This window comes from Nitrococcus sp. (assembly GCF_059432795.1).
In genome coordinates, this window is sequence record NZ_JBXWZQ010000024.1 from 1 (window position 1) to 8,307 (window position 8,307).

General features: G+C 61.7%; 8 protein-coding genes and 1 pseudogene. 2 read left to right on the plus strand and 7 right to left on the minus strand.

All coding sequences use genetic code 11. The features are described 5' to 3' along the window. Nucleotides 1-95: pseudogene (locus AC52Q4_RS02100) on the plus strand (transposase); the annotation flags it as partial. Nucleotides 96-245: 150 nt separating this feature from the next. Here AC52Q4_RS02100 and lepA read toward each other — a convergent pair. From lepA to rpoE, 4 genes are all read right to left on the minus strand, one after another. Next, the gene (lepA, locus tag AC52Q4_RS02105; protein WP_495535149.1) at nucleotides 246-2,060 is read right to left on the minus strand and encodes a translation elongation factor 4; all 1,815 of its coding nucleotides are present in this window, start codon (nucleotides 2,058-2,060) and stop codon (nucleotides 246-248) included. A gap of 645 nt (nucleotides 2,061-2,705) precedes the next feature. Then, entirely contained in the window at nucleotides 2,706-3,749 is a 1,044-nt protein-coding gene (locus tag AC52Q4_RS02110) for a MucB/RseB C-terminal domain-containing protein (RefSeq protein ID WP_495535150.1), read from the minus strand. Further along, nucleotides 3,733-4,404, minus strand: coding sequence for a sigma-E factor negative regulatory protein (locus AC52Q4_RS02115; protein WP_495535151.1), 672 nt, complete (start codon nucleotides 4,402-4,404; stop codon nucleotides 3,733-3,735). Before AC52Q4_RS02115 ends, AC52Q4_RS02110 begins: the two co-directional genes overlap by 17 nt. After that, nucleotides 4,401-5,009: an RNA polymerase sigma factor RpoE gene (rpoE, locus tag AC52Q4_RS02120; protein ID WP_495535152.1), complete on the minus strand. Its 609-nt coding sequence runs from the start codon at nucleotides 5,007-5,009 to the stop codon at nucleotides 4,401-4,403. The genes AC52Q4_RS02115 and rpoE overlap by 4 nt, the downstream gene beginning before the upstream one ends. Before the next feature lie 183 nt (nucleotides 5,010-5,192). Here rpoE and nadB point away from each other — a divergent pair, with 183 nt between their 5' ends. Then, nucleotides 5,193-6,857: an L-aspartate oxidase gene (gene nadB / locus AC52Q4_RS02125; RefSeq protein WP_495535153.1), complete on the plus strand. Its 1,665-nt coding sequence runs from the start codon at nucleotides 5,193-5,195 to the stop codon at nucleotides 6,855-6,857. On the opposite strand, the gene AC52Q4_RS02130 is transcribed toward nadB, so the two are convergent. From AC52Q4_RS02130 to AC52Q4_RS02140, 3 genes are read right to left on the minus strand one after another with little or no spacing between them, the layout of a single operon-like run. After that, a complete protein-coding gene (locus AC52Q4_RS02130) occupies nucleotides 6,851-7,243 on the minus strand; it encodes a hypothetical protein (RefSeq protein ID WP_495535154.1) in 393 nt (130 codons plus the stop codon). The genes nadB and AC52Q4_RS02130 overlap by 7 nt on opposite strands. A 4-nt stretch (nucleotides 7,244-7,247) precedes the next feature. Continuing rightward, nucleotides 7,248-7,487 (minus strand): FAD assembly factor SdhE, encoded by a 240-nt coding sequence (locus tag AC52Q4_RS02135; protein WP_495535155.1) that lies wholly within the window; start codon nucleotides 7,485-7,487, stop codon nucleotides 7,248-7,250. Nucleotides 7,488-7,514: 27 nt separating this feature from the next. Next, nucleotides 7,515-8,294, minus strand: coding sequence for a succinate dehydrogenase iron-sulfur subunit (locus AC52Q4_RS02140; protein WP_495535156.1), 780 nt, complete (start codon nucleotides 8,292-8,294; stop codon nucleotides 7,515-7,517). Between the last annotated feature and the right edge of the window lie 13 nt (nucleotides 8,295-8,307).

Here is an 8,307-nt window from a genome sequence, read left to right on the forward strand (position 1 = left end):
TCAAGCGCTGGTGGCTCGGCACCCACCACGGAGCGATCAGCGCTAAACACTTGCAAGCCTACCTCGATGAGTTCGCCTTTCGCTATAACCGACGCAAAACCCGCGGCGTGGGTAGGTTGGTTGCCCGGGCTTTGCAAAACATTGCCCATTATCCGCCCTTGACCATGAAACGTTTGGTACACGAGAGTTCGCCTTGCCGGCTATTCCAAAACCCGCTCGTGGAGCTAAGCGGATAGGTATGATAGTCATTTGTTACCCTGATCCACCTGCAAAACAGCGAGAAAAGCATCCTGCGGAATCTCGATCTTGCCTACCTGTTTCATTCGCCGTTTTCCGGCCTTTTGCTTCTCCAGCAGTTTCTTCTTGCGTGTGATATCACCGCCGTAACATTTAGCCGTGACATTCTTGCGCAGGGCCTTGATTGTGGAACGCGCAATGATCCGGCCACCGGCAGCGGCCTGAATCGCCACCTCGAACATTTGCCTGGGAATAATGCTTTTTAGCCGCTCGGTGAGTTCGCGCCCGCGGCTCTGCGACAGATCCCGGTGCACGATGATAGAAAGCGCATCGACGGGATCACCGTTGACGAGTATATCCAGCCTTACCAGGGGAGCCGCCTGAAAGCGGCGGAATTCGTAGTCGAACGAGGCGTATCCGCGGCTTGCGGATTTGAGCCGATCAAAAAAGTCGAGCACCACTTCGCTCATGGGCATCTCATAGTCCAGCGCTATCTGATTGCCCACGTACTGCAGCGATTTCTGAGTGCCGCGTTTTTCCTCGCAGAGCTTGATCACATTGCCTAGATATTCCTGGGGCACCAGAATGCTCGCGTGGATGATGGGCTCGCGGATCTCCGTAATCTCGCCCAGTGGCGGCAAGTCCGACGGGTTGTGCACCTCCAGGACCACATCGCGGGCCGTGAGGACTTCATGGACAACGGTCGGTGCCGTGGTAATCAGGTTCAGACCGTATTCCCGTTCGAGCCGCTCCTGAACGATTTCCATATGCAGCATGCCGAGGAAACCGCAGCGAAACCCGAAACCCAACGCCTGAGAGGTCTCGGGTTCATAGCGCAGCGCGGTATCGTTGAGCCGGAGCTTGGCCAACGCATCACGGCAGTCTTCGTAATCGTCGGCACTTACCGGAAAAACGCCAGCGAACACGCGGGGCTTGACCACTTTGAATCCCGGCAGCGGAGCGAGGCTTGGTCGATTGGCGTGAGTCAGTGTATCCCCAACCGGCGCCCCGTCGAGGTTCTTGATGCCGGCAACCACGTAACCGACCCGCCCGGCGGTAAGGCTCTGCCATTGGGTCCGTTTGGGAGTGAAGATCCCGACCTGATCCACGGTGAATTCCCGCCCGGTGGAGTAAACGCGAATCTTATCACCCGGTTGCACGGCACCGTCGAACACCCGAACCAGGCAGACGACGCCAAGATAATTGTTGAACCAGGAGTCAACAATCAGCGCTTTGAGTGGCCCTTCCGGGTCGCCCATCGGAGCCGGGAAACGTTGGACGATCGCCTGCAGCAACTCGTCGATTCCCTGGCCCGTCTTTGCGCTGATCTTGAGGACATCGAGCCCGTCCAGGCCGATGATCTCTTCGATCTGCTGTATGACGCGGTCGGCATCGGCCGATGCCAGATCGATCTTGTTGAGCACCGGCAGGACATCGAGCCCTTGTTCGACCGCGGTGTAGCAGTTCGCTACACTTTGCGCCTCCACGCCCTGCGAGGCATCGACCAGCAGCAAGGCGCCCTCGCATGCGTAGAGCGAACGACTGACCTCGTAGGAGAAATCGACATGCCCGGGTGTGTCGATGAAGTTGAGCTGATAGAGACGACCGTCATTCGCCCGGTAATCGAGCGACACGCTCTGAGCCTTGATCGTAATACCACGCTCTCGCTCCAGGTCCATGCTGTCGAGGACCTGCTCTCCCATCTCCCGCTCACTGAGCGCGCCGGAGCGCTCGATCAGCCGGTCGGCCAGCGTCGACTTACCGTGATCGATGTGCGCGATGATGGAAAAGTTACGAATTTGCTCCAATCTACGCGTCGTCATAGAAATCCAACGGCATACCGCCATATTTCATGCCGTGCCAGAACCGCCGGTGATCGCTCAGCGGAGCCGATCGTCAATGCCCATTTATCGGCGGACACGGGCCGTCTGGCAAGCTGGGTAAGTTTCGTCGCCTGCGCACCACGCGGGATCCGGCCATGATTGATCAGCGCGCGGAGAATCGAGGTTAAAGCCGCCCCGGGCCGCACCTCGCGCGCAACGCCCGTTCTCAAACGCACGAACCTGGCTTGCGCCCGCCGGTGCGTCGGTCGAAACCCGGCCATCTTCGGAGAAATCAAAACCCCGCCCAAGTGCTTGCGCATCATACGCTTTGGACGCTGACGGGTCATCGAAAAACTGCTGGATGTCGACCGTGAAAGAACGCTCGCCGGAACACGATGGGGCTGGGAAGGCCCGTATCTGCGTGCCACCGCCTTTTGTGGGCTACCGCCGCCGCGCGGCGCTCGACTTCCCAGAGGGAGCGGACCGAATGAGTCATGAGCAAGCCGTCGGGCGGGCGGCGGGTGCTACCGATCACAAGGTTTTGAGCGGCGCGCCGCTTGTGCCGTCAGCTTCGCGGCATTACCACTGCCGTCATCTGCGCGCTGGCGGCTGCTTGGTGGGCCGTCCTTTGGGTGAAGAGCCAGGTCATTGCACGTCGGCACTTTGGCCCACCGAGGCGCCGATTCGCTGGACCGTCGCCGGAGGAACCTCTCCCACCACTATGACCTGATGGTCGTCCAGCGTCCGGCCAAACGTGCTGACCGCTCCCATACGCGACCAGCCCTCGAACGGATGCTCGCTTTGCGGGCGGATATAGACGGACACCGTAGCCAGTCCGTCACTGTAAAGCCAATGCTCTATGTGTCCCTGTCCGTTAGCGGCCACCGGACGGCGCCCTCGAAACGTCAGCTTGAAACCTTGCGGCACATCGTCGATCACCCACCCCGGCGTATCGGCGGCCACTTTGTCGGATACTCCGGAGTGGATGCGCTTGCGATGCCAGTTTCGTTGATCCTTACTGCGTGAGGACGCGAACCAGTGTTCCGCGATCGTCTCCGGGGTCTCGATCGACGTGAACATGATCTGCTCCAGGGGAACACCCGAATCGTCGATCAGGTCCGAGCGCAGCAGCAGACCCGTGCTCTTATCGATCCACAAACGGTAGCCGTAACGGAATTGATCACGCGGCACGATATCCAGACGGCTCGCCTCACGCGCCGCCACGCGTTCGCTGCCCCGCAGCTCCAGGCGATAACGCTCGTGCATACCCTCGAAGCCGCCGCTACGCGCCGGGTTGCCCGAAAAGGCCGTGCCGAAGGGAGTATCCAACAGCGCAAGATTCTGCGCCACGAAATGGCCGCTCGCTCGTATTTCGCGGGCATGCACATCACCGCGGACGATCTCCCGCTGCGGCCCGCTCAAGGCGCTCAGCCGTTCGCGCCAGTGACCGTCCTTGACCTGATGCACCACGTGTATCGCCTGCAGGGTATTGCCGAAGCGATAGACGCAGACCCCGACGTAGTTGGTGAACCGTACGGCATGCGCCATGCGCTGAAGCAAGGCTTGCGCCGATTGGCTTTCATCGGTCTCGGCCCGGACTTGGGCAACGAACGCCAGACAAATCGCAAAACAAACGAAGGCTCCGAACGGCAAACAGCGTCTCGCGCGCAACTCACTCGCCGGTTTCATACCCGATGATTCGCATATACGGCAACGCGGTGTCCATCTGATCCGTTGCCGAGCGCTCGCTGTGCTTGACCAGGTAATCCGTCAACTGCTGGCGGACCTGCGGATCAAGTCGCTCCCACTCGCGCTGACCGCCTTTCGTCGTCTTGACGGCCACATTACGCGGCGCGCTCTGCTCTGGGGACTCGACCGCCTGCATTGGCTGTGGGCTCCGGACCACCGCCTTTTGTACCGCAACGGCCGGCCGCGTCGCCTGTGCCGACGCCATTTCCTGCTGCTGCTGGGGCCACAGCGCCACCATCGCCAACGCGCCCGTCATCGCGAACGCCATGCCCGCCGCAGGTCGCAAGAACGCTCGGCCCCGCCATACTTGACGCCTTTCTTGATGTTGTTGCCGGTGAGGGCGCTGCCGTTCCTGAGGCTGAGGAGCGCCATGGCTGGGCTCATCCTGCAGGGCACGTGCTACTCGCTCGGTAAGGTCGCTGCCCGCCGCGACGGACAGATTGCGATGCATCGCCTCACTGATGAGGCAATAGCGCGCAAAGCGCGCTTTGAGCTCTTTTGAGTGCGCCAACTGACGCAACAGCAAATCCGCTTCTTCCTCTCGAAGCTCACCGTCGACCAGCGCCGACAGCTGCTCGTTCAGCCCACCCGTCATAACCCGTCACCTGCTAGACTGATGCTATCGCTGTAGATTGGCCGCAAACGCTTGGCAATGGCGTCGCGGGCCCGAAATATTCGCGACCGCACGGTACCAATTGGACAGTCCATCGCTTGCGCGATCTCCTCATAGCTGAGGCCTTCGAGCTCTCGCAATGTGATTGCGGTTCGCAGATCCTCCGCGAGTTCCTCTATGGCCATGATGACCGTACGCTCAATCTCATCGCGTTGGGCGATTGCCTCGGGTGTATCATGGTCTTTCAACCGCGACTCGATGTCATAACGCTCCGCGTCCTCGGCATCGATGTCGTTATCGGGCGGGCGGCGATTCAGCGAGACGAGATGGTTCTTCGCCGTATTGAGCCCGATCCGGTATAACCACGTATAAAAGCTGCTGTCGCCACGGAAGTTGGGTAACGCCCGATACGCTTTAATGAACGCCTCTTGCGCCACGTCCAACGCCTCGTTTGGGTCATGGACGTAGCCCGATATCAGTTTGACCAGCTTGTGCTGATATTTTTCCACCAGCACATTGAAAGCCTGCTTGTCACCGGCCTTCACACGTGCCACCAGCTCCTGATCGGTGCGGGATCCCCCTTTCATCCGGAGATCAACCACCGGCGGCACAAGCAGACTAGTCTATGTCGGTAGACAGTGAGAAGCATGGATAGTTCGCGCGGTCACAGTGTAAGTTTGAATTGATCCGTCTACCGTCCCGGCCCGTATCGATCTTTCCGCGGCAGCACAGCAGGAGGGTAGCCGATCCCATCCTTCAGGTGCAATTAAATGGAAAATGCGACGATCTCTTATGACGTGCTCATCGTCGGCAGTGGTGCCGCCGGGCTGACGCTGGCCCTGCGCCTGCCGCGCACCGCCCGAATCGCGCTGCTTTCCAAAGGGCCGCTGACCGAAGGATCGAGTCTCTACGCCCAGGGCGGTGTTTCGGCCGTGCTCGAGGAGCCCGATTCAATCGATTCGCATGTGGCCGACACCTTGGAAGCCGGCGCCGGGCTTTGCGATCCGGAGATCGCGCGATTCGTCACCGGCTGCGCCCCCAGTATGATCGAGTGGCTCGTCGAAGTACGCATGCCGTTCTCCCGCGAGCGGCGCGCGGACGGCACCGAGGGCCTGCACCTGCACCGCGAGGGGGGGCACAGCCACCGTCGCATCGCTCATGTCGCCGATGCGACCGGGCGCGCGCTCGAGACCACTCTGGAACAGCAAGTACGCGAGCGCGCCAACGTCACGATTTTCGAGCACCACGTCGCGGTCGACCTGATCACCGGAGGCAAGCTCGGAGCCCGCAACAATCGCTGCTATGGCGCCTACGTGCTTGATCGGCGCAGCAGCCGCGTCTCGCTCGTGCAAGCGCGCTGCGTGGTCCTGGCAACCGGCGGGGCCAACAAAGTCTACCTCTACACGAGCAACCCGGACGGTTCCACGGGAGATGGAGTCGCCATGGCTTGGCGAGCCGGCGCACGCATCGCCAACATGGAGTTCATCCAGTTCCATCCGACCTGCCTTTATCACCCGCACGCCAAATCGTTTCTCATCAGCGAGGCCGTGCGGGGTGAAGGGGGGCGCTTACAGCTGCCCAGCGGCGAGCGCTTCATGGACCGTTTCGACTCGCGAGGCGAGCTCGCCCCCCGGGACATCGTCGCCCGGGCCATCGACCACGAGATGAAACGCCTCGGCATCGACTGCGTCTACCTCGATATCAGCCATAAGCCCGCCTCGTTCCTGCGCGAGCATTTCCCGACCATCCATCGGCGCTGCCTGGAGTTCGGCTTCGATCTCACGCAAGGGCCTCTGCCGGTGGTTCCGGCCGCCCACTATACCTGCGGCGGCGTGTTGGTGGACCGGCATGGCCGCACCGACGTGCCGGGACTCTATGCCATCGGCGAGGTTTCCTGCACCGGCTTGCATGGCGCCAATCGCCTGGCAAGCAATTCCTTGCTCGAATGCCTCGTCTATGGCGCCGCTGCCGCCGATGACATCGCGCGCACGCTCACCGAGACGCCGCAGGAGCCGACCGAGCTGCCCCCATGGGACGAGAGCCTGGTGACCGATTCCGACGAACAGGTGGTGGTGAGCCATAACTGGGACGAGATCCGGCGCTTCATGTGGGACTATGTCGGCATCGTGCGCACCCACAAGCGCCTGGAACGGGCAAAACGGCGGATCGATCTGCTTCTGGGAGAAATTCAGGAGTATTACGGCAACTTTCGCATCACGGCCGATCTGGTGGAGCTGCGCAACCTGGCCGTGGTGGCCGATCTGATCATTCGCAGCGCGCTGCGGCGCCGAGAGAGCCGCGGGCTGCACTACATCCTGGACTATCCGCAGCCGGACACCGCGATACCGCTGTCTCCAACCATCCTCGTACCGGAGGCACCACGGCCGTATCGGCGCAGAAGCGATGACGCCTTCCGCCCGCCCCCGGATCAGTGAGCCGTCAGCAGCGCCGCCCGCAGACGCCGGTGGCTCGCCGGATCGGTCGCATCCGTGGGAAGGACCACCGTGCGGCTGTGCTGCGGGCTCGTCAGGCGCAAGACACACAATCCCGGCGCGACCAACCGATCGCTCACGATCGCCTCCGCGAACCGTGTTCCACCCACCTCGAAGAACCAGTAGCCATCGCCCGTGCGTCCCAGGCGATGCACGAACGCCGCGGGGCGCGCCCAGCCGTGACGCCTGAGCTCACGGTAACCGAGCGCGCCCACCAGCGTGACCCAGCCTAGGCGGTAGGACAGCGCAAGCTCGGACCACAGCAGCGCCGGCAGCATAGCGAGCGTGTACAGCGCAACCACCAACCCCAGCAGCCGAGGCGAAGGCATCACCTCAACAACCAAAGCTGTCCCGCATCCGCTGGACGAGGACGCAGAGTTCCTCATTGGCCGGATCATCTCCCTTTATCAGCCAATCGATAAGCCGGTCGTCCTCACACTCGAGCAAGCGCTCGAATACCTCAAGCTCATCGGCTTCCCGACCCAGATGGCGGTCCAGAAATTGCTGTAGCAGATATTCCAGCTCTCTGGTGCCCCGCCGGCAACGCCAGCGCAGCCGCGCGATCTCACTCACTCAAACCGCCCTCGGGCATAAAGCGCATCAGCGACGCGCGAGCAGCCGTCCTTTGATGCGCCCGATCGCCTGCGCGGGATTCAACCCCTTGGGACAGACTTCCGCGCAATTCATGATGGTATGGCAACGATAGAGCTTGAAGGGGTCCTCCAGGGCATCCAGGCGCTCTCCGGTCGCCTCATCCCGGCTGTCGGCGAGCCAGCGCTGCGCCTGCAGCAACGCCGCCGGCCCCAGATAACGCTCGGGGCTCCACCACCAGCTCGGACAGGCCGTGGTGCAGCAGGCGCAGAGAATGCACTCGTAGAGGCCGTCGAGCTTCTCGCGGTCCTCCCGGGACTGCAAACGTTCACGGTTGCCGGACACCGGCGTTTTGGCCTGCAGCCACGGCTCTACAGAGGCATATTGAGCGTAGAAGTGGCTCATGTCCGGCACGAGATCCTTGACCACCGGCAATGCCGGCAGCGGATAGATACCGATTTCCCCGTCGATATCATCAATGGGCTTGGTGCACGCCAGGGTGTTGCGACCGCCGATGTTCATGGCACAGGAGCCGCACACCCCTTCCCGGCACGAACGGCGAAACGTCAACGTGGAGTCGATCTCGTTTTTGATCTTGATCAGCGCATCCAAAACCATCGGGCCGCAGCCGGCGCGGTCCACCTCGAAGACATCCAGGCGGGGATTGCCGCCCTCATCCGGATTCCACCGGTAGATCTTGAATACCTTGACGTTCTCGGCGCCGGAAGGCGCGGCATGGCGCTGCCCGGATTGAATACGGGAATTGGCCGGCAGTCTGAACTTCGCCATCACTGAACCTCCC

Bases quoted from the DNA above. Each gene is read 5' to 3' on its own strand.
- lepA (WP_495535149.1), bottom strand. From the start codon at position 2,060: ATGACGACGCGTAGATTGGAGCAAATTCGTAACTTTTCCATCATCGCG.
- AC52Q4_RS02110 (WP_495535150.1), bottom strand. From the start codon at position 3,749: ATGAAACCGGCGAGTGAGTTGCGCGCGAGACGCTGTTTGCCGTTCGGA.
- AC52Q4_RS02115 (WP_495535151.1), bottom strand. From the start codon at position 4,404: ATGACGGGTGGGCTGAACGAGCAGCTGTCGGCGCTGGTCGACGGTGAG.
- rpoE (WP_495535152.1), bottom strand. From the start codon at position 5,009: ATGAAAGGGGGATCCCGCACCGATCAGGAGCTGGTGGCACGTGTGAAG.
- nadB (WP_495535153.1), top strand. From the start codon at position 5,193: ATGGAAAATGCGACGATCTCTTATGACGTGCTCATCGTCGGCAGTGGT.
- AC52Q4_RS02130 (WP_495535154.1), bottom strand. From the start codon at position 7,243: ATGCCTTCGCCTCGGCTGCTGGGGTTGGTGGTTGCGCTGTACACGCTC.
- AC52Q4_RS02140 (WP_495535156.1), bottom strand. From the start codon at position 8,294: ATGGCGAAGTTCAGACTGCCGGCCAATTCCCGTATTCAATCCGGGCAG.